At 67.0% G+C, this 22955-nt stretch carries 20 protein-coding genes; 5 read left to right on the top strand and 15 right to left on the bottom strand.

Translation table 11 applies throughout. From position 1 onward, the window contains the following. Positions 1-61: 61 nt before the first annotated feature. Together HV766_RS16420 and metF are read left to right on the top strand one after the other, a co-directional pair. Entirely contained in the window at positions 62-397 is a 336-nt protein-coding gene (locus HV766_RS16420; protein ID WP_006389784.1) for a phage holin family protein, read from the top strand. After that, on the top strand, positions 397-1245 hold the full coding sequence (gene metF, locus HV766_RS16415; protein WP_119450159.1) for a methylenetetrahydrofolate reductase [NAD(P)H]: 849 nt from the start codon (positions 397-399) through the stop codon (positions 1243-1245). Before HV766_RS16420 ends, metF begins: the two co-directional genes overlap by 1 nt. A gap of 68 nt (positions 1246-1313) precedes the next feature. Here metF and HV766_RS16410 read toward each other — a convergent pair whose 3' ends face one another. The 12 genes from HV766_RS16410 to HV766_RS16355 all read right to left on the bottom strand — a co-directional run bounded on the left by HV766_RS16410 (position 1314) and on the right by HV766_RS16355 (position 13444). Continuing rightward, positions 1314-2288 (bottom strand): Bug family tripartite tricarboxylate transporter substrate binding protein, encoded by a 975-nt coding sequence (locus HV766_RS16410; protein ID WP_125471149.1) that lies wholly within the window; start codon positions 2286-2288, stop codon positions 1314-1316. A 25-nt stretch (positions 2289-2313) separates the two neighbouring features. Next, positions 2314-3471 (bottom strand): CaiB/BaiF CoA transferase family protein, encoded by a 1158-nt coding sequence (locus HV766_RS16405; RefSeq protein ID WP_175181524.1) that lies wholly within the window; start codon positions 3469-3471, stop codon positions 2314-2316. A gap of 2 nt (positions 3472-3473) precedes the next feature. Further along, positions 3474-4328 carry an HpcH/HpaI aldolase/citrate lyase family protein gene (locus HV766_RS16400; RefSeq protein ID WP_119450162.1) on the bottom strand — a complete coding sequence of 285 codons (855 nt, stop codon included), beginning with the start codon at positions 4326-4328 and terminating at the stop codon, positions 3474-3476. Positions 4329-4354: 26 nt separating this feature from the next. Next, entirely contained in the window at positions 4355-4807 is a 453-nt protein-coding gene (locus HV766_RS16395) for a MaoC family dehydratase (RefSeq protein WP_054456992.1), read from the bottom strand. A gap of 301 nt (positions 4808-5108) precedes the next feature. Next, the gene (locus HV766_RS16390; RefSeq protein ID WP_054456990.1) at positions 5109-5876 is read right to left on the bottom strand and encodes an IclR family transcriptional regulator; all 768 of its coding nucleotides are present in this window, start codon (positions 5874-5876) and stop codon (positions 5109-5111) included. Between the two features lie 57 nt (positions 5877-5933). After that, positions 5934-6932 (bottom strand): tripartite tricarboxylate transporter substrate-binding protein, encoded by a 999-nt coding sequence (locus HV766_RS16385; protein WP_175181523.1) that lies wholly within the window; start codon positions 6930-6932, stop codon positions 5934-5936. Between the two features lie 131 nt (positions 6933-7063). After that, positions 7064-7846: a DUF3800 domain-containing protein gene (locus HV766_RS16380; RefSeq protein WP_254593329.1), complete on the bottom strand. Its 783-nt coding sequence runs from the start codon at positions 7844-7846 to the stop codon at positions 7064-7066. A 359-nt stretch (positions 7847-8205) separates the two neighbouring features. Beyond that, entirely contained in the window at positions 8206-9069 is an 864-nt protein-coding gene (locus tag HV766_RS16375; protein WP_054456984.1) for a proteasome-type protease, read from the bottom strand. Between the two features lie 55 nt (positions 9070-9124). Next, positions 9125-9928, bottom strand: a complete 804-nt coding sequence (locus HV766_RS16370; RefSeq protein WP_054456981.1) for a transglutaminase family protein — start codon at positions 9926-9928, stop codon at positions 9125-9127. A gap of 13 nt (positions 9929-9941) precedes the next feature. After that, positions 9942-10913: an alpha-E domain-containing protein gene (locus HV766_RS16365; RefSeq protein WP_175162373.1), complete on the bottom strand. Its 972-nt coding sequence runs from the start codon at positions 10911-10913 to the stop codon at positions 9942-9944. A gap of 2 nt (positions 10914-10915) precedes the next feature. Continuing rightward, the gene (locus tag HV766_RS16360; protein WP_119450165.1) at positions 10916-12349 is read right to left on the bottom strand and encodes a circularly permuted type 2 ATP-grasp protein; all 1434 of its coding nucleotides are present in this window, start codon (positions 12347-12349) and stop codon (positions 10916-10918) included. A 420-nt stretch (positions 12350-12769) separates the two neighbouring features. Continuing rightward, positions 12770-13444: a 5-formyltetrahydrofolate cyclo-ligase gene (locus HV766_RS16355; RefSeq protein WP_054456975.1), complete on the bottom strand. Its 675-nt coding sequence runs from the start codon at positions 13442-13444 to the stop codon at positions 12770-12772. A 115-nt stretch (positions 13445-13559) separates the two neighbouring features. On the opposite strand from HV766_RS16355, the gene HV766_RS16350 reads away from it, so the two are divergent. Next, complete coding sequence (locus HV766_RS16350; protein WP_119450166.1) at positions 13560-15710, top strand: lytic transglycosylase domain-containing protein; 2151 nt, start codon at positions 13560-13562, stop codon at positions 15708-15710. Then, a complete protein-coding gene (locus tag HV766_RS16345; RefSeq protein WP_175181521.1) occupies positions 15707-16807 on the top strand; it encodes a tRNA nucleotidyltransferase/poly(A) polymerase-related protein in 1101 nt (366 codons plus the stop codon). Before HV766_RS16350 ends, HV766_RS16345 begins: the two co-directional genes overlap by 4 nt. 55 nt (positions 16808-16862) lie before the next feature. On the opposite strand, the gene HV766_RS16340 is transcribed toward HV766_RS16345, so the two are convergent. The 3 genes from HV766_RS16340 to HV766_RS16330 all read right to left on the bottom strand — a co-directional run bounded on the left by HV766_RS16340 (position 16863) and on the right by HV766_RS16330 (position 20960). Beyond that, the gene (locus HV766_RS16340; protein WP_054456968.1) at positions 16863-18050 is read right to left on the bottom strand and encodes a class I SAM-dependent methyltransferase; all 1188 of its coding nucleotides are present in this window, start codon (positions 18048-18050) and stop codon (positions 16863-16865) included. Between the two features lie 89 nt (positions 18051-18139). Continuing rightward, positions 18140-19921, bottom strand: coding sequence for a DEAD/DEAH box helicase (locus HV766_RS16335; RefSeq protein ID WP_175181520.1), 1782 nt, complete (start codon positions 19919-19921; stop codon positions 18140-18142). Between the two features lie 277 nt (positions 19922-20198). Further along, positions 20199-20960 carry a uracil-DNA glycosylase gene (locus HV766_RS16330; RefSeq protein WP_175181519.1) on the bottom strand — a complete coding sequence of 254 codons (762 nt, stop codon included), beginning with the start codon at positions 20958-20960 and terminating at the stop codon, positions 20199-20201. Between the two features lie 290 nt (positions 20961-21250). On the opposite strand from HV766_RS16330, the gene HV766_RS16325 reads away from it, so the two are divergent. Further along, entirely contained in the window at positions 21251-22936 is a 1686-nt protein-coding gene (locus HV766_RS16325; protein WP_175181518.1) for a ShlB/FhaC/HecB family hemolysin secretion/activation protein, read from the top strand. Positions 22937-22955: the final 19 nt, after the last annotated feature.

Raw genomic sequence — 22955 nt, 5'->3', positions numbered from 1 at the left:
GACCCCTGTCGCGTACGTATCGCCGCGGCAGGGCCGGCGGGCTCACAACAGGAGATCGAACATGGCATTGATACTCGTCTGGATCCTGAACGCGGTGGCCCTGCTGGCCGTGGCCTACCTGCTGCCCGGCATCACCGTGGCCAGCTTCGGATCGGCGCTCATCGCCGCGCTGGTGCTGGGCCTGGTGAACATGCTGGTCAAACCGGTGCTGGTGCTGCTGACACTGCCCATCACGATCGTCACTCTCGGTCTCTTCCTCATCGTCATCAACGCCTTGTTGTTCTGGTTCGTCGGCTCCGTGCTGAAGGGCTTCCAGGTCAACGGGTTCTGGTGGGCCGTGGGCGGTGCGATCCTGTACAGCATCATCTCTGGCCTGCTCACGAAGCTGATCCCCTAATGTCTGACTCGACTACTCCCGCTTTCAGTCTGGAATTCTTCCCTCCGCGCGACCTGGCCGGCCAGGAGCGGCTGGTGCGCGCGGCCAAGCAGATGCTGGCCATCCAGCCCAAGTACGTCAGCGTGACCTTCGGCGCGGGCGGCTCCACCCGCGCCGGCACGGCGGACGCCGTGCGCACGCTGCGCAACCTGGGTTGCGAGGCGGCGCCGCACCTGTCGTGCGTCGGCGCCACGCGCCAGGATCTGCGGGACATCCTCCAGGCCTACAAGAACGAGGGCGTGCGGCGCGTGGTGGCCCTGCGCGGCGACCTGCCCTCGGGCATGGGCGGCGATGCGGGCGAACTGCGCTACGCCAACGAGCTGGTGTCGTTCATCCGCGAGGAAACGGGCGACTGGTTCCACATCGAAGTGGCGGCCTATCCCGAAATGCATCCCCAGGCGGCCAATCCCTCCGCCGACCTGAACCATTTCGTGAACAAGGTGAAAGCCGGCGCCGACGCCGCGATCACGCAGTACTTCTTCAACGCCGACGCCTACTTCGACTTCGTCGACCGGGCCCAGGCCAAGGGCGTGAACGTGCCCATCGTGCCGGGCATCATGCCCATCACGAACCACACGCAGCTGCTGCGCTTCTCGGAAATGTGCGGCGCGGAAGTGCCGCGCTGGATCCGCCTGCGCCTGGCCGAGTTCGGCGACGACAAGGCCTCCATCCGCGCCTTCGGCGTGGACGTGGTGACCGAACTGTGCCAGACGCTGCTGGACAACGGCGCGCCGGGCCTGCATTTCTACACCTTGAACCACGCGGAAGCGCCGCTGGCGGTGTGGAAGGAGCTAGCGGTGCAGGCGTAACAGGCTGCACTCGCCATAAAGGCCAAGCCCACCCGCGAGGGTGGGCTTTTCTTTGGGCAGCCCGCTGCTTACTCGGGTTGGATTCCCGCCTGCCGGATCTGCTGACCCCAGGCGTCGTACTGGCCGCGCACGAATTGCTGCAAGGGATCACCCGTGGCCAGGTCGGGCTCCATGCCCATGGCGCGCAGTTTTTCCTGGATCGCAGGCTCGCGCATCGTGGCCGTCAGTTGCTCGGACCACCACTTCGCCGCCTCGGGCGCGAGGCCGCCGGGGCCGGCCACGCCGATCCAGCCGGTCAGGTCCAGGCTGCCCATGCCAAGTTCCTGGGCGGTGGGCACGGAGGGCAGGATGGTCGAGCGCTTGTTGGAAACCAGGGCCACGGCGTTCAGGTTCTTGGCGCGGATCTGCGGCAGCACGGCCCCCAGGTCGGCCGCCACGAAATCGATGCGCCCGCCCAGCAGATCGGTGATGGCTGCCGGTTGGCCCTTATAGGGCACGGCCAGCACCTCGGCGCCCGCTGCGCGGCTGAACGCCGCCGCGACCACCTGGCCCGTGCCCGAGCCATAGCCGCTGGTCACCGAATTCGGCTTTTCCTTGGCTGCCGCCACCAGTTGGCGCGCGTCGCCATGCTGGCCGGCGGCGCGCGTGACGATGACCACGTCGAAGCGCACCACACGCCCGACCTGGGTGAAGTCCTTCATGGCGTCATAGCGCTGGAAGGCCTTGGACAGGTAGGGGCCGGACGAGCTGGTGGCGCTGGAACTCGGCATCATGGTGTAGCCGTCGGGCGCGGCCCGTGCCACCGTGTCCACGCCCAGCACGCCCAGCGCGCCGGGCTTGTTCTCGACGATGATCTGCGCGCCGGTGCGGGCGCGGATATCGTCCACCACCACGCGCGAGACGTTGTCGATGGTGCTACCGGCAGGAAAGCCGACCACGAAATGGATGGGCTTGTCCGCCTGCGGATAGCCGGGGGCTGCGCCTGTCAGGGACGGCAGGCACAGCGCGGCGGCGATCAGGGCGGATCGGATGTTGTTTTTCATGTCTGTCTCCTCGTGCTTTGGAACCTTAGGACGTCCGGCCGGCCTGGGCTTCCGCCAGGATCTCGGCTGTGTGTTCGCCCAGGCCGGGCGGATGCCGCCGGATCTCTGCCGGCGTGCGGCTGAAGCGGACGGGCAGGCCCGCCTGGATCAGCCGCCCTTCGGTGGGGTGCTCGGATTCATGCCAGAAGCCGGTGGCCCGCAAGTGCGGGTCGGCCAGCAGTTCCTCGAAGCCGTTGACCGGCGCATAGGGGATGTCGGCGGTCGCCAGCAGTTCGATCCATTGCGCGGTGGTGCGCTTGCCCAGCACGCCTTCGACGTAGCTGTATAGCTCGGGAAAATGCTTGCTGCGGCTGTTGAGCGTCAAGTAGCGCGGGTCCTGCGCCATCTCGGGGTTGCCGGCCAGCGCAAAGAAGCGCTGCCATTGCGGCGTGGTGTAAGGCACCACGCTCATGTAGCCGTCCTGCGTGCGGAACGGGCGGCGGTACTCATTGAGCAGGCGCGTATAGCCCGCCGGCCCTTCGGGCGGCACGAAGGTCAGCCCCGCCAGATGTTCCGGCGCCAGGAAGGCCACCATGCATTCGAACATCGGCACTTCCACGGCCTGGCCGCCCGCGCCGCGCTCGCGCGCCAACAGGGCGCTGGTGACGGCGTTGGCCACGTACAGCGCCACCACCTTGTCGGCGACCACGGAATTGACATAGCGCGGCGCCTGCTCGCCCGCGCCGCCCTGCAGCCAGGCCATGCCCGACGCGGCCTGGATGGTGTCGTCGATGGCGGCGCGTCCCGCGTAAGGGCCTTGCTCCGAATAGCCATAGCAGGCGCAATAGACCAGTTCGGGAAAACGGGGCTGCAGCGTCGCGTAATCCAGGCCCAGGCGGCGCATCGCCGGGGCGCGCATGTTGGAGATGAAGACGTCGGCGCCGCCGATCAACGCGTCCAGTTGCGCACGGCCTTCGGGGGTCTTGGCATTGATCACCGCGCTGCGCTTATTGCGGTTCAGGTTCAGATGGGTATGGCTCATGGCGGCATGGCGCTGGGGGGTGACGTGACGGAATACGTCGCCCTCGGCGGATTCCACCTTGATGACGTCGGCGCCCATGTCGCCCAGCATCTGGGTGGCCATGGGCCCCATGCCGACGCTGGTCATGTCGACGACGCGTATGCCGTGCAGTGGTCCGGGCATGTTCAGTCCTCCCCCAGCAGGCGGCGCGCCAGGCGCAGGTGCGGGCGGTCGATCATCTTGCCGTCCAGCCGCAAGGTGCCCGCGCCCGGGTTGGCGGCGAAGGCGGCAATGACGGCGCGGGCCCATTGCAATTGGCCGTCGTCCGGGCTCAGCGCCGCGTTGACCGCGGCTACGTGGCGCGGATGGATGGCCATCTTGCCGACGAAGCCATCGCGAAAGGCTTCGCCGGCCTCGGCTGCCAGAACCTCGGGCGCGTCAAGGTCGACGCAGACCGTGTCGATGGCGCGCACGCCGGCCGCGGCGGCCGACATCAGGCACAGCGAGCGCGCCAGACGGAAGGGCTCCGTGTAGCGGCCCGCCTCGCGGTTGCGCAGCGCGCCGACGTCGGCGGCCAGGTCTTCCGCACCCCAGGACAGCCCCCACAGCCGCGGCGTGGCGTCGCGGTAGTCGTGCAGGCTGAATAGGGACTGCGCAGTCTCGGTGACGATGGCGAGGATGCGTGTGACGCCTGGGGCCGTGCCGGCCGTGGCCTCGAAGGCGTCAAGATAGTGCGACAGGTGCAGGAGACCATCGCGGCCGGCGCATTTGGGCAGCACGATGCCGTAGGGGGTGGCGGGCATCACGGCGGCCAGATCGGCCAGGGCGTCGCCGCCCTCCAGCGCGTTGATGCGCACCCATAGTTGTTTGCCTGCCGCGCCGCGTTCCAGCATGGCGCGGACTTCCTTGCGCGCAGCAGGCTTCTGGTCCGGGGCGACGGAGTCTTCCAGGTCCAGGATCAGGGCATCGGCGGCGCTGGCGGCCGCGTGATCGAACTTGCGCCCGGAATCGCCGGGCACGAACAGCAGGGAGCGGGTCATCGTGGTCCTCCTGGACGGCGGCAAGCTCAGGCCGGACGCTTGCGCATCAAGGCCGAACGCTTGCACGTGGCCACGACTTCGTCGCGATGGTTCAGCGCGGTGTGCTCGAACTCGACGATGCCCGCGTTGGGGCGCGATTTGCTCTCGCGCACCGACAGCACGCGGGTGTGCACATGCAAGGTGTCGCCAGCGAAAACCGGCTTGGGGAAGTTCACGTCGGTCATGCCCAGATTGGCCACGGTAGTGCCCAGGGTGGTGTCGTTGACCGTCATGCCGATCAGCAGGCCCAGCGTGAACAGGCTGTTGACCAGGGGCTTGCCGAACTCCGTCTGCGCGGCGAAATGCGCGTCCAGATGCAGCGGCTGCACGTTCATCGTCAGGGAACTGAACAGCACGTTGTCCATTTCGGTCAGGGTGCGGGTCCAGGCATGCTCGAACGCCTGCCCGGGCGAAAACTGTTCGTAATAAAGGCCAGCCATGTTCTTTCCTTCATGTAGAGAGCGCCGGGGTATTGGCCCGGAATTCGAGCGGCCGCTACCGGTAATCCCGATCCGCGTTCTTACTCTTGAACAAAAGTTTATATTCATGAACGAAGGCGGGCAATGGTTTTGGCTAGTCGTAAACCCGCAGGAGCCTGCGCAGCCGCGGAGGACGCAGGCGCGCGCCGCCAGCGCGGGTGACGCGGCGGAAAGCAGGAAGGGGAGGTAAAGGCGCGGCCGCCAGGCGCCTCTCGGGGCAGCCAGGCGGCCGGAGCGGCGAAAGCCCTTTTAGGGGCTGGCCTTAGTAGGCAGTCACGGCGGGCGCCGGGCTGTCCAGGCGTTGCGTGAGTTCGCGGCCGGCGGCAAGCAAGGTCTGGCCGATGAGGTCGGCGCGGGAGGCGGAACGGTCCAGCGGAGCGCCCACGACCAGCGCCAGCACGGCGCCGTACAACACCAGCGGCGCGGCAACCGACAGGGTATCGGCCTGATGCTCCGCCAGATTGACGTGCCAGCCGCGCCGGGCTTCGGAATCGATCAGCTGCAGCAGTTGCTTGTGGGTCTTGACCGTCTTGCTGGTATAGCGGTCCAGGGGCAGGCGCGCGACCAGCGCCTCGCGTTCGGCAGGCGGCATGGCGCCCAGCAGGGCACGCCCGGAGGCCGATGCATGCAGCGGTTTTTGCTGGCCGACCCTGGCCGTGAAGCGCACGATGCGTTCGGGCTCGGCCACGTCCAGGTAGACCACCTGGTCGCCCGACCGTTGCGCCAGGATCAGGGTCTCGTCCAATTCGTCGCGCAGCGCCTCCAGCGTGGGCCGGATGCGTGTGGTCAGCTGGTCATGCTCGGCCACAGTGCGGGCCTCGTTCAGCCAGCGGCGGGTGAGGTAATAACGGCCCGCAGTCTGATGCGCGTAGCCGTCGCCTTCCAGCGTGTCCAGCAAGGCCAGGCAGCTGGACTTGGGGATGCCCAGTCCGGCCGAAAGCTGCGACAGCGTGGCCGGCGCCCGCGTCGCGGCGAAGAATTGCAGGATGTCCAGGACGCGCCTGGCGCTTTTTACGTCGTTCGTACTCATGCACGCGAATATATATTCATGAACGGGCAGCAGCAACCGCCGCCGCCCGCCGCGCCATCAGTCGGCGTACACCCCCGCCTTGCCGATGATGCCGCCCCATTTGTCGACCTCGGATTGCAGCCAGGTCTGCAGGCCTTGCGGCGTCTGCTTGGATTCCGGCACGATCTCGGCGCCCAGTTCCGCCATCTTCTGCGTGAAGGCAGGATCCTTCAGCGCGGCGCGCAGGGCCTCGTTGAACTTCGCGACGGCTTCTGGCGGCGTGCCCTTGGGCGCGTAGACGCCATGCCACACCTTGACCTCGAAGCCCTTCAGGCCGTTCTCCTGCAGGGTCGGCGCATCAGGCAGCGTCTTGATGCGCTCCAGCGTGGTGACGCCGTACAGCTTCACGCGGTCGGCCTTGATCTGCGGAATGGTCTGGGTGGTCTGATCGCACAGCACGTCCACCTGGCCGCCCAGCAGCGCGGTCATCGCCGGCGCCGTGCCGGCATAGGGCACGGTGGTGAACTGCACGCCCAGCGATTCCTGCAGCAACATGCCGCAGAGCTGCGACACCGCGCCCAGCCCGGCGTTGGCCAGGTTGATCTTGTTGCCGTTTTCCTTGGCGTACTTGATGAAGTCCTTCATGCCGTCCGCGGGCAGGTCCTTGCGGCCCAGCAGCGTCATGGGCACGTCGGCCACCTGGCCGACATAGGCGAAGTCCGTCAGCGGGTTGAATGACAGCTTGCGGTACAGCGCCGGCGCGGTGGCCATGCCGTTGTGGTGAATCAGGAAGGTGTAGCCATCGGGCGCGGCGCGCGCCACGTGCTGGGACGCCAGCGTGCCGCCCGCACCGGTGCGGTTCTCGATGATGATGCTTTGGCCCAGCGTCTTGGACATGGACGCGCCCAGACTGCGCGCCACGACATCGGTCGGCCCGCCCGCTGCGAACGGCACGACCAGCGAAATGGGATGGTTGGGATAGGCGCCTTGCGCGCCGGCGGTGCCAGAAACCAGGCAGGACAGGGCCAGCATGGGCCATGCTGCACGCTTGAGGGCGCGCGCGTAGATAGGGGGCATGTCTCGCTCCTTGTGGTGTTGTCGGGGCCCCCAAGGCAAAGCATGACGGCCGGACACCAGTGTGGCGCGACAGCGCCCGGATGAGAATTCGCGGTTCCGCAAGCCGGGTTTCGGCTGCTGGAAAGGAGGGTTTACGCGGAAGGCGATATGAGCGGGGGATTTTCCTGCTCTTCCTGCGAACCGAGTCCGCTGCACGGGAGGGCTGCGGCTTGCACGCGGTCATGAAAGTAACGGTGAAAAATCTCCCAGTCCCGGTACTGCGCGGACGCCACCTGGAAGGCGCACAGCCGGCCCACCAAGCTGCAGATCCAGTCAGCACATTGAAGGGTCTGGAACAGGTGGCTCTCACCTTGAATCAGCGGCTCGACCAGCGTTCTGCATCGGTCGGTGGCATCTTCGAACATCGCCAGCGTGCAGGCTTCGACATTCATTTCGCGCCATCGGCTGCCCGCCTGTTGCTCGTCGATCAAAAGCATGAAGGTGGCCTGCCTTGCCGAGAAAAAGCGATCCGCGCGCCGGACTATGCGTAGCAATTGCTGCTTGAAGATCTCCGCGGGTTGATGCGATGCCGCGTCTGTTGTCTTTTGCTCGCCGCTGTAAATCACGTGTCCGCCAATCTGTCTGATCCGGTTCAGCAAACGCCCCGTTGCGGTCCGCAACTGCTGGTACTTTTCAACATTCCGGACGGTATAGAGTTGCGCGCCCTTCTTTTCCCAGCGGTACGCAGGTTGGTCTTGCCGTTCCAGTTCGAACTTCAATAGATGGCATTTCAGTTTGTAGAAGTAGATGGCGAATTCGCGCACGGATTCAACAGGCAGGACCAACCCCCCGAAGCCGAACACCGGGCTTGTCCGGTGCTTGTCGTGATCCCGAGAGACGAATGGGCCAATGTGGCCGAACTCGTCCAGATACATGACGTAATGCATGACGTAACACTTTGTCCGACACGTGGCTTGCATACGAATCGAAGCAGTGTAGGGCGCGGGAGACGGCTGGCTTTCCTTCAGTGAATGGAAAGATCGCACCCAAATTCAAAATGGCAACGATTCATGCCGCACAAAAACACGAAAGCCCGCAGCAATGAATTGCGCGGGCCTCGGAAGGTGGGCATATGGCGTGCATATACGTTGAAGAAACTGTAAAGCAGATTCCGGTCGTGCTGCAAGGGATCAAGGCGTCCGGAACACATAAATGCGCGCGGAAGCCTGCGGTATCAGACGGAGTCCCGGGTTCTGGCCTGGGAGGCTTGGCATGTTCCTGCCGGAAACCGCCCCTAGTTCGCCTGATCCTTCCCCGGATCTTCAGCCAACACCTGCGGCGCCGGATAGTTCGACACGGGCGCATCCATCGGCTCTGCGCGCAGCGGCTGGTGCACGCGGCTGGGAGGGACCAGCGAATCGGGCGAGTCGGGATTGGTCCACAGCGGGTCCGGGATCTCGGCGAAGACCTGGCGCAGGCGTTCGCCCCAGGTGCCGCGGATCATGCGGAAGTACTCGTTGTGCTCGTCGATGCTGGCGAAATGCGTGACGCGCAGCGAGTGCGTGTCGTAGACCAGCAGGTCCAGCGGCAGGCCCACCGAGATATTGGAGCGCAGCGTGGAGTCCATGGAGATCAGGGCGCACTTGGCCGCTTCGTCCAGCGAGGTGTCGGGACGCAGCACGCGGTCCAGGATGGGCTTGCCGTATTTGGCTTCGCCGATCTGGAAGTACGGGCATTCCTGGCCGGCTTCGATGAAGTTGCCGGCCGAATACACCTGGAACAGGCGGCAGCGTTCGGCGCCGATCTGGCCGCCGAAGATCAGGTTGACGTTGAAGTCCACGCCCTGCTCGCGCAGGGCCGGGGCTTCGTGGTGATAGACCGAGCGCACCGCGGCGCCGACGCGGCGGGTGGCCTCGAACATGTCGGGCGCGTTCCAGACGGTTTCGCCGCCTTCGTCGTGCTGGCGCGCCAGCGCGTTCAGCACCGCCTGGCTGACCGCCAGGTTGCCCGAACTCATCAGCACCATGACACGGTCGCCCGGGCGCTCGAACACGGTCATTTTGCGGAAGACGCTGATCTGGTCGACTCCGGCGTTGGTGCGGGAGTCGGCCAGGAATACCAGGCCGGAATCAAGGCGGGCTGCGACGCAGTAGGTCATGATCAGAATTAGGGAAAACCACGCCGCATTGTATTGCGGCGCGGCCGGCGGGATGTTACTGCTGGGCGCTGGTCTGGACCTGCACGCTGACCTCCATGGATTCCTGGCCGCCGCCGCTGCGCACGCCGCGCACCGGTGAAGCCGAGTCATAGTCCCGCGCCACCGCCAGCCGGCAATGGCAGTCCGAGGCGAACTGGCGGTTGGTGATGTCCACGCTGGTCCAGCCCACGTCGGGCAGCCAGACGTCGGCCCAGGCGTGGCTGGCGGCGTGTTCGGCGGTGGTGTACAGGTAGCCGCTGACGTAGCGCGCGGGCACGCCCAGGCCGCGCACGCAGGCCAGGAAGAGGTGGGCATGGTCCTGGCAGACGCCGTGGCCCATGGCCAGCACCTGGTTGGCGGCGGTGGTGACATCGGTGGTGCCGGGCTCGTAGGCAACGCGGTCGCTGACCGCGGTCGCCAGGGCCAGCACGTCGTCCGGCGTATGCAGACCGCCCGGCAGCGCGTCGCGCACGAAGGCCATGACGGTGTCGTCGGCCTGGGTCAGCGGCGTCTGCACGCAATAGGCGTGCACTGGCAGACGGCTGTCCTCGCTGCCCAGCAGGCCGCGTTCCAGCGGCGCCACCAGCACTTGCCCGACCACGCGCAACTCGATGTCGGTGTGCGGCTGGTTGAGCGTCAGCGTATGCGTGATGTTGCCGTAGGCATCCACCTGCTTGTCCAGTTCGCCGGGGGCTTCGATATGCCAGCGCAGCACGCGCTGGTGCTCGTCGTCGCGCGGGGTCAGGCGTAAGGTCTGGATGCTGTAGGTGACCGGGGCGGTGTAGCGGTAGTGAGTGACGTGGGTGATGATCTGTTTCATTCCGGTCTCCGGTCTAGGCCGACAGCGGCACCAGGAAATCCTGGCTGATCCGGTTGCCCAGATCGTTGATGCGGTCGAGGAAGTGCTCCAGGTATTGATGCAGGCCGCTGTCCAGGATGTCCTCGACGCGACCGTATTGCAGTTCGGCGCACAGCATGCCGGCGCGCCTCTCGGTTTCGGTCGAGCGTTGGTTGGAGACACGCGCCAGGTCGTCGGCCACCGCGCGCATCGAGGCCAGCAGCGAGCGCGGCATGTCGCCGTGCAGGATCAGCAGCTCGGCCACGCGGTCGGGGGTGATGACGTCGCGATATACCTTGCGGTAAATCTCCAGGCCGGACACCGAGCTGAGCAGCGCCGACCAGCGGTAGAACTCGCTTTGCAGCGCCGCCGCGCCGGCTCCCTCGGTTCGGCTATCGTGGCCGTTGGACCCGCGTTCATGGAACTTCACGTCCAGCATGCGCGCGGTGTTGTCGGCGCGTTCCAGGTGCATGCCGATGCGCAGGAAGTACAGGGCCTCGTCCTCCAGCATGGTGCCGATGGTGACGCCGCGCGCCAGGTGCGAACGGAACTTGACCCATTCGAAGAACTCGCCCGGGTTGCGTTCCAGCAAGCCCGTGTGCAGGTGCTTGAGCAGTTCCAGCCAGGTGGTGTTGTAGGTTTCCCAGACCTCGGTGGTGAGGCTGCCGCGCACGGCGCGCGCGTTCTCGCGGGCGGCGCGCATGCAGGAATAGATGGACGAGGGGTTCTCGGGATCGCGCACCATGTACTGCAGCACGTCGTGCGGCGAGATGGAGGCGTACTTGCTCTGGTACAGGCCTTGCAGCTCGGAGATGCGCAGCACGCCCAGCCACGAGCCTTCGCGCCGCTGCGCGTCCTGCGGCAGCAGCGACATCTGCAGGTTCACGTCCAGCATGCGGGCGGTGTTTTCGGCGCGTTCGGTGTAGCGGCACATCCAGAACAGATTGTCGGCGGTTCGGCTCAGCATGTTCAGTCCTCCTCCAGCACCCAGGTGTCCTTGGTGCCGCCGCCCTGGCTGCTGTTGACCACCAGCGAGCCCTCGGTCAGCGCCACGCGGCACAGGCCGCCCGGCACGGTGCGGATGTCCTTGCCGCACAGCACGTAGGGGCGCAGGTCCACATGGCGCGGCGCCACGCCCGATTCCACGTAGGTCGGCACGGTGGACAGCGCCAGCGTGGGCTGCGCGATGTAATTGGCGGGGTTGGCGCGCACGCGGTCCTTGAAGGCCTCGACCTCGGCGCGCGAGGCAGACGGCCCCACCAGCATGCCGTAGCCGCCCGAGCCATGGACTTCCTTCACCACCAGTTCGTGCATGTGGGCCAGCACGTGCGACAGCTCGTCGGGCCGGTTGCAGCGCCAGGTGGGGACGTTGGACAGTATCGGCTCCTCGCCCAGATAGAAGCGGATCATGTCGGGCACGTACAGGTAGGTGGACTTGTCGTCGGCGATCCCGGTGCCGATGGCGTTGGCCAGCGTCACGCGGCCGGCCCGGTACACCGACAGCAGGCCGGGCACGCCCAGCGCGGAATCGGCGCGGAACGACAGCGGATCTAGAAAGTCGTCGTCCAGGCGGCGGTAGATCACGTCCACCTTGCGCGGCCCCTGCGTGGTGCGCATGTAGACGGTGTTCTGCTCGACGAACAGGTCCTGGCCTTCGACGAGCTCCACGCCCATCTGCTGCGCCAGGAAGGCGTGTTCGAAGTAGGCCGAGTTGTACATGCCGGGCGTCAGCACCACCACGGTGGGATCGTCGCCGCCGTGCGGCGCGACTTCGCGCAGGTTGTCCAGCAGCAGGTCCGGGTAGTGCGCCACCGGCTCCACCTTGATGCGGCTGAAGGCGTCGGGCATCAGCCGCATCGACATCTTGCGGTTCTCCAGCATGTAGGACACGCCGGACGGCACTCGCAAATTGTCTTCCAGCACATAGAACTCGCCCGCGCCCGCGCGCACGATGTCCACCCCGGCGATGTGGCAGTAGATGTCCTCGGCCACGTCCACGTCCTGCATCTCGGGGCGGTACTGGGCGTTCAGGAATACCTGCTCGGCGGGCACCACGTCCGCGCGCACGATGTCGTGCCCGTGATAGATGTCGTGGATGAACATGTTGAGCGCGCGTACCCGCTGCTTCAGGCCGGCTTCCAGCAGACGCCATTCGGCGGCGGGGATGACGCGCGGGATCAGGTCGAAGGGGATCAGGCGTTCGGTGCCGGCCGCGTCGCCCGCCACCGAAAACGTGATGCCGACCCGGCGAAAGCTCAGGTCCGCTTCCAGGCGGCGCGCGGCCATGGCCTGCGCGGACTGCTCGTCATGCCAGCGCTCGAAAGCCTGGTAGTGGGAGCGTATGCCGCCGGCGCTGTCGCGCATTTCGTCATAGGCGGCGGGACGGGATGATCTGTCCTTCATGGCTCCTCCGGTACAGGTGCTGGCAGCCGGCTCGCGCACGGCCGCCGTCCGGCCAATGTCCGGCCGGTTGCAATGGATTAAGCAACCCGCATGCCAGCCTGGCCGGCACGCGCGGGGGGCGCCCCTGAGGACCAATATCCTCCGAAGGGCGTTGCGGCGCCATCGCCGCGGCGGCTGAGGCCAGGGGATGGCGTGGGCGCCAGGCGCGGATTGGCCGGGGCTGGCGGGTGGATCGGGGTCAGCGGGGCTGGCGCGGAAATGCTTGGCCAGGGGAACGGGTGGGGCGGCGCTGCCGAAGAAAGCGCCCGGAAGTGCGCGGGCGCTGCGTGCTGCGGCCGGGGTCTGGGCTAGGCCCGGCAGCAGTCCCTATGATAGGTCGTGCACCGTATTGGTGCAAACTGGTGGAGCAGAACTGGTGCGTCAGTTCATGCGGAAGCTGTGCAGCGTGGTGCCGCTGGTGCCGCCTTGTTCCAGCGGCGCCTGGGGCACCCAGCCGTCCTGGGTCAGTACCGCGTCCAGCGGGAAGTCGTGGGCGGCGGGTTCATAACCGGCGTCCAGCTCGCCGCAGCTCCAGGCGATGCCGATGGCGATGAACGGGTGGCCGCGGTCGCGCAGCGCGGCCAGGGTGCGGTCGTAATAGCCGCCGCCATAGCCCAGGCGGTCGCCCTGTTCGGTGTAGCCCAGGGTGGGGACCAGCACCACGTCGGGCAGCAGTTCGGCGCCGGCGACGGGTTCCTGGATGCCGTAGGGGCCGGCACGCAATTCGGCATCCGGCGTCCAGGGCAGGAAGGCCAGCGGGGCATTGCGTTCGCGCACCACGGGCAGGGCCACGGTCACGCCGTTTTCGACCCATTGTTCTAGCAGCGGGCGCAGGTCCGGTTCGTCGGCCATGGGCCAGAAGGCGGCCACGGTAGCGGGCGCGGGGCGGCCCGCGCGCACGGCCTCATCGCGCGCCACATTCAGCCAGGTGAACAGGCGCGCGCGCATGAGCAGGCCGCCGCGGCTACGCTGGTCTTCCGGCAGTTCGGCGCGCAGTTTCCGCAATCGCGCGCGTAGCGGTACTGCGGTATCCTCTGGAGTATTTTGCGTAGTCATGCGGTGGCTGTAAGAGGGATGGACAAATGATGGCGAATGTGCGGACGCATGCGGACGAACAGGTGGATTGCCGGCATGCTGGCGTACGGCAAGGCCAGTGTATGAGGGACAGGGCATGACACAGACTCTGCAACCCGGACGGTATCAGAAAACCGCGCGGAAATCCGGGTCCGCCGCCGCCACCGAGGCCGCTCCCGGCCTGCGCCGCTGGCTGCCGCTTCTGGCGCTGTTCACCGCGGCCTGTGCACCGGTGGACGCGCAGCAGCGCAGCGCGTCGGTCAACACCCAGCCCCAGCCTCAGCCAGCCGTTCAGGCCGCGCAACCCGCCATTTCCGTGCCGCCCGCGGTGCTGGCCGGCCTGCCGCCGACCTCCCAGACGCCCGCGCTGGCCGCCGTGGTTGCCGCGCGCGAAGCCATGAACCGCAAGCAGTGGTCCGTGCTGGGTGCGCTGGTGCCGCAGGCCAAGCCGGATCCGCTGGGCATGTACCCCGAATACTGGCTGCTGCGCTACCAGTTGTGGACGCCTCCCGCCACCGGCCGGCCCACCGCCGACCTGCAGAAGTTCATCAGCGGCAATTCCGACGCCTACCTGGCCGATCGCCTGCGCGGCGACTGGTTGCTGGCCGCGGCCCGCAGCGGGGACTTCGAAACCGTGCGCAAGCTCGCGCCCGTGAAGAACAGCAATGCGCAGATCGAGTGCGCCATCCTCGATGCCAAGCACATGACCGGGCAGCGCGCCACGGCGGCGCAGGCCGCGGCCGTGTTCGCGCCGGGCGGCGCCTGCTGGGCGCTGTACGACCAGCTGGTCGCCGACGGCATCATGGGTTGGGAGCAATTGGAACCCCAGCTGCGCGACGCCATCGAAGCCAACAAGACCGCCGACGCGCGCAAGTTCGCGCAGTACATGTTCGAGCCGGGCGACCTGAAAACCTATGACCAGCTCATGAAGGACCCCATGAAGTGGCTGACGCGCCAGAGCCGTCAACCCGTGGGCCGCAACGAGAAGGAACTGGTGACGATCGCCTTGGCGCGCCTGGCGCGTTCCGACGTCAGTGTGGCGGATTCCTACCTGCGCCGCGAATGGGGCAAGTCCGGGGACTGGTCCAAGTCCATGGCCAAGTCGAACCTGGCCTGGGTTCGCGGCCAGTACGCGCTGGTCGCCGCGCTGAACCTCGACAGCCGCGCCGACGACTGGTACCACGAGGCCGGCCACATCCGCATGACGGAATACAACGCCGCCTGGAAGGTGCGCGCCGCCTTGCGCCAGCCCAAGATCGACTGGAAATGGGTCATGGAATCCATCGACCAGATGCCCGCCTCGCAGCAGGCCGATTCGTCCTGGATCTACTGGAAGGCCCGCGGCCAGGCCGCGCGCGGCAACAAGGAACAGGCCGCCACCGCCTACGCCAGCATCGCCGACCGCTTCGACTTCTACGGCCAGCTGGCCGCCGAGGAACTGGGCCGCCGCATCACCGTGCCGCCGCGCCCCGCGCCCATTAGCGACCAGGAAATCACCGAGGCCCGCGCCAACCCCGGCCTGCGCCGGGCGATCCAGCTCTTCCGCCTGGGCTGGCGCGCCGAAGCCGTGCCGGAATGGAACTTCACGCTGCGCGGCATGAGCGACCGCCAGCTGATGGCCGCCGCCGAACTGGCGCGCGCCGAGAACATCTACGACCGCGTGGTCAACACCTCCGACCGCACGGAAAAAGAGTTCGACTTCAGCCAGCGCTTCATCGCGCCCTTCGAAGGCCGCGTCACCGCCAAGGCCAACGCCATCGCGCTGGATCCGGCCTGGGTCTATGGCCTGATCCGCCAGGAATCGCGCTTCATCATGGACGCGCGCTCGCACGTCGGCGCTTCCGGCCTGATGCAGCTGATGCCGGCTACGGCCAAGTGGGTCGCGGGCAAAATCGGCATGAGCAACTTCACGCCCGACAGCGTCAACGACTTCGACACCAACACGGAACTCGGCACCAACTACCTGAACATGGTGCTGCGTGACCTGAACGGTTCGCAGATGCTGGCCAGCGCAGGCTATAACGCCGGCCCGCGCCGTCCGCACAACTGGCGCTCGACCTTCACGCATCCAGTGGAAGGCGCGATCTTTGCCGAGACCATCCCGTTCAACGAGACGCGCACCTACGTCAAGAACGTGATGTCCAACTCGGTGTATTACGCCGCCATGTTCACCGGCCAGCCCCAGTCCCTGAAGGAACGCCTGGGCAACATTGTGCCGCTGGGCGCGGAAAGCACTTCGATCCCATGACGCGGGATCCGGCCACGGACGGCCTGCAGGTCTATATCGTGGGCGGAGCGGTGCGCGATGCGCTGCTCGGCCTGACGCCCGGAGACCACGACTGGGTCGTGGTCGGCGCCACGCCCGAGGACATGGCGCGCCGCGGTTTCGTGCCGGTCGGCGGCGACTTTCCGGTGTTCCTGCATCCGCGCAGCAAAGAGGAATACGCGCTGGCGCGCACCGAACGCAAGTCGGGGCGGGGCTACAAGGGCTTCACGTTCTATACGGGCGCCGACGTCACGCTGGAAGAAGACCTGCGCCGCCGCGACCTGACCGTCAACGCCATCGCGCAGAAGCAGGACGGCGAACTGGTTGATCCCCTGGGCGGCGCCGCCGACGTGCGCGACCGCATCTTCCGCCACGTCGGCGAGGCCTTCGAAGAGGATCCGGTACGCATTCTGCGGCTGGCCCGGTTCGCGGCCCGCTTTGCCGATTTTTCGGTGGCGCCCGAGACCCTGGCGCTGTGCCGCCGCATGGTCGAGGCCGGCGAGGCCGACGCGCTGGTGGCAGAACGGGTCTGGAAGGAATTGTCGCGCGGCTTGATGGCGGCGGCGCCGTCGCGCATGCTGGGCATCCTGCAGCAATGCGGCGCGCTGGCGCGCGTGATGCCCGAGCTGCAAGGGGTGGAGCAGACCGCGGCCGATGTGGACCGCGCGGCCGCGCAGGGCCTGTCGCTGCCGGGGCGCTATGCCTTGCTGTGTCGACTGACGCCTGAGCGCGACGCCATGGGCCGCCGCCTGCGCGTGCCCACGGAATGCAATGATTACGCGCGGTTGTTGCCGGAAGTGCTGGCGGGTCTGGATGCCGTGGAGCAGGGCGGCGATCCTGTCGACGCGCAACTGGCGCTGATGGAGCGCGCCGATGCGCTGCGCAAGCCGGAGCGTTTTCTGGATCTGCTGGACGCGGCGGCCGTGCTGCGCGCCGTGGACCGAGCGGCCTGGCAATCGCGCGTGGCGATCGTGCGCGGCGTGGATGCCGGAGCTATCGCCAAAGCTTGCGCCGGAGAGCCGGCGCGCATCAAGGAGCAGGTGCGCGCCGCGCGTCTGGAGCGCCTGCGGGCGCAGTGATTCCGCTATGGATCTGAAAACATGGCGGCCATGCCTATGAGGCCGCCACGCGTTCCTACAGCTTGCCCAACCGGTCGCCGCGCGAGAACCCTGCCAGCGGTTCGGTGATGCCGCGTCCCACCGCCAATACCTTGAACAGTTCGCCCATCTCCGATTCGGACAAGAGCTTCTGCACGGGCGCCACGGCTTGCGCGTATTGCTGCACGTCGCTCGGATCCAGTTGCGCCAACAGATCCATCAGCCCCGCATTCATCAGGAAGCGGGCCTGCGAGGTATAGCCCAGGACTTGCATGCCGGCCTCGAGCGCGGCATCCGCCATGGCGGTGAAATCGACGTGCGCGGTGATGTCCTGCAGGCCCGGCGCGGTGAACGGATCGCCGTGGGCGTGATGGCGCAGGTGGCACATGAGAGTGCCGCCTGCCCGCTGCGGATGGTAGTACTCGCTGCGCGGAAAGCCGTAGTCCAGCAGCAGCGCCGCGCCGCGTTCCAGCCAGCCGCCCATGGCGGCGATCCAGGCTTCGCCTTGCAGGTTGATCTCGGACACGTAACCGGGCAGGGCCGGCATGCGGGCGGCGACAGCGGCGGCTAGCGCCGGCGGCGCCGGGCGGTCTTCCCAGACGAAGCCTTGCGCGGCGTCCACCGCCACGCCGCGCTCCAGCACCTCGCCCGTATCGCTCCAGCGGAAGATCGACACCGGCATCGCGTCCAGCACTTCGTTGGCCAGCACGCAGCCGGCAAAGCGCTGGGGCAGCGCGTCCAGCCATTGCACGCGCTCGCCGAATGCCGCCAGCCTTTCAGCCTGGCGGGCGCGCAGGTCGGCCGACACTTCCAGGATCAGGTAGCGGGTTTGATCCAGGCCCATCGCATCCAGTTCGCGCAGCACGCCTTCGGCCAGGGCGCCGGTGCCGGCGCCGAATTCCAGCACGGCGTCGGTCTGCGTCTGGCGCAGCACCTGGGCGGCCTGGCGGGCCAGCGTGCGGGCGAACAGCGGCGTCAGCTGGGGCGCGGTGACGAAGTCGCCGGCAGGCGTGCGGACGTCGCCGTCGGCCTCGGCCAGCTTGACGTTGCCGGCCGCATAATAGCCCAGCCCGGGCGCGTATAGAGCCTGCGCCATCCAGTGGTCGAACGACAGCCAGCCGCCATGGGCGGCGATGGTGGCGCGCAGATGCGCGGCAGCGGCTGCGCTGTGTTCCTCGGCGGCGGGAGTAAGGGCGGGCAGGTTGGCGGGGGCGGATCGTTGCATGGTCGGGCGGTGCGTGGACAAGCGGTCATTTTCCCAAAAAACAAACCCCGCGACAGGCGCGGGGTTTGTGTTGGGTTCAAGCGGGCGGATTAGCCGCGGCGGTCAGCCGACTTGCCGAAGCGCTTGGCGGGGCCGCCGGGGCGCTTGTCGAACGAGGGCTTGCCACGGAAACCGCCTTCCGGACGGTCGCCGCCGCGGAAGCCGCCTTCACGCTGCGGACGGTCGCCGAAGCTGGGACGGTCGCCAAAGCTGGCGCGGTCGTTGTAGCTGGGGCGCGAGTCGCGGTCGCCGCCACGGAAACCGCCTTCACGCGGGCCGCGCTCGCTGAACGGGCGGGCATCGCGCTGGGGGCGGTCGCCATAGCTGGGGCGGTCGCCGAAGCTGGGACGCGAATCGCGGTCGCCGCCGCGGAAGCCGCCTTCGCGCTGCGGACGGTCACCGAAGGGGCGGTTGCCCTGGTAGCCGCCTTCACGCTGCGGACGGTCGCCGAAGCTCGGACGATCGCTGAAGGAACGGGCCGGGCGGTCGCCGAACGGGCGATTGCCTTGGTAGCCGCCTTCGCGCGGGCCGCCCTCGCGGTTGCCTTGATAGCCGCCTTCACGCGGCTTGAATTCGCCACGCGGGCCGCCGAAGGAACGGCCTTCGCGGTTGCCCTGGTAGCCGCCGCCGGGACGCTTGCCGAACGGCTTGCCGCCACGCGGGCCGGCGCCGCCAGCCGAGGGGCGCGGGGTGCGCTTGGGTTCCAGGCCGGCGATCACTTCGGGGGTGATCGATTGGCCGATGTAGTGCTCGATGCGGCGGACCTTATGGCGCTCGGAATGCGTTGCCAGCGTGAAGGCCAGGCCGCTGCGGCCGGCACGGCCGGTACGGCCGATACGGTGCACGTAGTCTTCGGCTTGCATCGGCAGGTCGAAGTTGACGGCGTGGCTGATGCCTTGCACGTCGATGCCGCGGGCAGCCACGTCGGTGGCGACCAGGATGCGCAGTTGGCCGCGCTGCAGTTGCGACAGCGTGCGGGTGCGTTGGCGCTGGTTCATGTCGCCGTGCAGGGCGGCGGCGGCAAAGCCTTGGTCGGCCAGGCGGTCGGCCAGATCGTCGGCGCCGCGCTTGGTCGACGTGAAGACGATGGCCTGGTCCAGCGAGGCGTCGCGCAGCACGTGGTCCAGCAGCTGCATCTTGTGGCTGGCATCGTCCGCGTACAGCAGGCTTTGCGTGATGTTGGTGTGCTTTTCCTTGGCGCCGGCGATCTCGATGCGCTGCGGCTCGCGCATCATGCGCGAGGCCAGCTTGGCGACGGTGCCGTCCAGCGTGGCCGAGAACAGCAGCGTCTGGCGGCCTTCCGGCAGGCGGCTGACGATGGTCTCGATATCTTCGATGAAGCCCATGTCCAGCATGCGGTCGGCTTCGTCCAGCACCAGCGTGTGCACGGTGTTCAGTTTGACGCGGCCCGAGTTCAGGTGGTCGATGAGGCGGCCGGGGGTGGCGACCAGCACGTCCACGCGGCGCGACAGCGCCTTCAGCTGCGCGCCGTAAGGCATGCCGCCGACGACGGTGGCGGTGCGCAGGTCGGCCAGTTTGCGGCCGTAGGTGGCGGTGGCGTCGGTGACTTGCAGGGCCAGTTCGCGGGTCGGGGTCAGCACCAGCACTTGCACGCCGACGCCCTTGTTGGCGGGCATCTGGGCGATGCGGTGCAGGGCCGGCAGCATGAAGGCCGCGGTCTTGCCGCTACCCGTCTGCGAGGACACCATCAGGTCGTGGCCAGCCAGCGCTTGCGGAATGGCCGAAGCTTGGACGGGAGTGGGGGAGGTGAAGCCAGCGTCTTGAATGGCCGACAACAGAGCGGGCGCAAGACCCAGGTTTTCGAAAGACATTACTTTCCCTTGCCGCAATCAATGCGACGCAGTGCTTGGTCGGGCCAGGGGATTAGGCGGCCGGATCCAGGCGACGGTTGATGGAGCATCGTGCCGACCGAATCAACCGTGCGCGTGGCGCGTTCTCGTGTACTGAGTGGAACGCAGGGCGAAAGGAAAGGAGGTCAGGAATCGATGATGTTCGGCATGGGGCCGGGGCTGTGTCACCCGGCAGACTGCGAAAATTTCCGCTAAATCAAGGCGGTAAATGCCGAACTCGTTTTGTGCAGTGCGGCGATCATAACCCGAATTCGCCCTGCATGGGAATTATTTTTTTGTCCAGCTCCCAATCAATAGGGTTTTTCCCTTGGTTGGTCAGCCACTGATTGGTGGCCAGGAAGTGGCCGCAGCCCAGGAAGGGTACTGGGGGCCTTCTGGCGGACAGGGGCGAGGGGTGGTTGGACATCAGGACCAGGTGGCCGCTGTTGTCCGGGAGCAACGCCCGCTTGGCCTGGGCATGGGCTCCCCACAGCATGAAAACCTTGGGCGACGGGTCGCGCGCGACCAGGGCGATCAACGCATCCGTCACCGTTTCCCAACCACGCTTGGCATGCGAGGCGGGCTGGCCGTCTTCCACGGTCAGCGCGGTGTTCAGCAGCAGCACGCCCTGATCCGCCCAAACGCTCAGGTCGTTGCCGGCCGGCACGCGGGTGCCCGGAAACTCCTGGGCGATCTCATTGAAGATGTTACGCAGGCTGGGCGGCCGCTTGCAGTCGTCGGGTACTGAGAAGGCCAGACCTTGGGCCTGACCGGGGCCGTGGTACGGATCTTGTCCCAGGATCACCACGCGCACGTCCGACGGCTCCAGGCCGTGCAGGGCGCGGAAAGGCGTGGCCGGATAGACCACCGCGCCTTCTTCCAGGCGCTTGTCCACATGGGCGATCACGCCGGCCAGCGCGTCGGCCACGGCGCGTGTCTCGAAAGCGACTTTCCAGGCGGAGGAGAGCTGCGCGGCCTGAGTGGCCAGGGAGGAGTGGAGTAGGCGGTTGTCCTGGTGCATGGGCGCAATTGTGGCACAGCCTTCCGAGGACGCCGGGCGGGGCATTGAGGGCCGAAAAAGCGCTCTTCTACTGTCAACTATCAGAATTTTCTGGTGCGGAACGGCCTGCCATTCGCTTAACTTGCGACAAATCTTGCTGACCAGAATTCGTGCATTGCGCCAAACAACCAGAACCGCGCATTTGCACGTAGTCCCTCCCAAATGAAAACGAACAGACCTTTGCAGGTAGGCGCAATCGCTGCATCCGCGGGCGGTTTCATTAAGAAAAATCCAGAAGCAATAGCTTTCATATGAAGCTGACCGCAGTGGCCTTGCTGGCGGTGTTCGCATCCCCCTTGGCAGCCCAACCCATACTGCCCGCGGCCGCTGACCGCGCCACCGAGATCCAGCGCCGCCAGGAACAGGAGCTCGAGGCGCAGCGCGCGCGCGCCGCGCAGCGTCCAGACGTCCTGTCCGCGCCCGAGGCGCCGGCCGCGGGGGAAGGGCCGCTGGTCTTTCCCGAGGAAAGCCGGTGCTTCGTGCTGCGCGAAGTGCAATGGGACTCCCCCGAACCGCCGTCGGCGCTGCGCCGCGCGGCCGAGTCCGCCATCGGCCCCTGCCTGGGCGGACAGGGTTTGAAGAAGTTGCAGGAGCATTTGCACGCGCTGCTCATCGCTCAAGGATTGATCACCGCGCGCGTACTGGTGCCGGAGCAATCCTTGGCCGCAGGCGAGTTGCAGTTGCGTTACGTGCCAGGCCGCATTTCGGCAGTCCAGAGCGAGGGCGCCGCGGGCTGGTGGCGCACGGCGCTGCCGACCGGCCCGGGCGGCGAACTGAATCAGCGCGATCTGGACCAGGCCTTGGAAAACATCCGGCGGCTTGGCGGCCAGGCCGATGCCACCATAGACGTGGAGCCAGGTCCGAGCGTCGGCGACTCCGACATCCTCATCAAACCCGGCAGCGGCAAGCGTTGGCACGCCTACCTGGGCGGTGACAACGGCGGCATGGAGTCCACCGGCAAGGAACAGATCAACGCCGGCCTCACGCTGGATTCTCCGTTGTTCCTGTATGACCAGTTGTCGGTTTCATGGAACAGCAACGCCGCGCTGCGCCGCGATGACGCCGGAACGCGCGCGGCCTCCATGAACTACAGCATTCCCTTCGGGTACTGGACGCTGTTCGCCGGCGCCAGCCGTTCGCGCTATCGCCAGACCGTGGCGGGTCTGGACGAGCCGGTCATCTACGGCGGCACCACCAAGCAGATCGAGGCGGGCGTGTCCGTGGTGCCTTATCGGGCTGGCGCCTACAAGGGCACGGTGACGCTGAAATTCCTGCGCAAGCGCGTCAACAGCACGATCAACGACGTCGATATCGACGTGCAGCGACGCGACATCGCTGGCTATGAGTTCGGTTATGGGCATCGCCAGTACATCGGCCCCGCCGCGCTGGACGTGGGTGGCGGCGTGCGCGGAACGCTGCCGCAGTTCTCCGACCGTCCCGGCTACATCTACGGCGATCCCGACTGGAACGGGCGCAGCACCCTGCTCACGGCCAACGCCGGACTGCATCTGCCGTTCAAGGTGGCGGGCCAGCAAGTGGCGTATCAGGCCAATTGGCAGATCCAGCACGCCAAGACCGCGGTGGTGCCGGCGGACTACTTCACCATCGGCAATCGCTACGCCGTGCGCGGCTTCGATGGCGAGATGACGCTGGCCGCCGAAGACGGCTGGACGTTGCGCCAAGACCTGTCGCTGAACCTCGGCGATCTGGGTCAGCAGCTCTACACCGGGTTTGACGTCGGACGGGTCGGAGGCCCGTCGGCGGAGTACCTGTCCGGCCGCACGCTGATCGGCGCGGTGACCGGCATGCGCGGCCGGATCGCCCTGCCCGGCCTGAGCGCGAGTTACGACCTGTCGGCGGGTTGGCCCTTGAAGAAACCAGAAAGCCTGAAGACGCAGAGCACCGTACTGGCTGCGTCACTGATGTTCGAGTTTTAGCGTCAAGCGCGGCCGGGCC

Source organism: Achromobacter aegrifaciens, from assembly GCF_902859735.1.
Lineage (GTDB): Bacteria > Pseudomonadota > Gammaproteobacteria > Burkholderiales > Burkholderiaceae_B > Achromobacter > Achromobacter aegrifaciens.
Note: the sequence above shows the minus strand (reverse complement) of the source record. Positions and strands in the feature narration are given on the sequence as shown.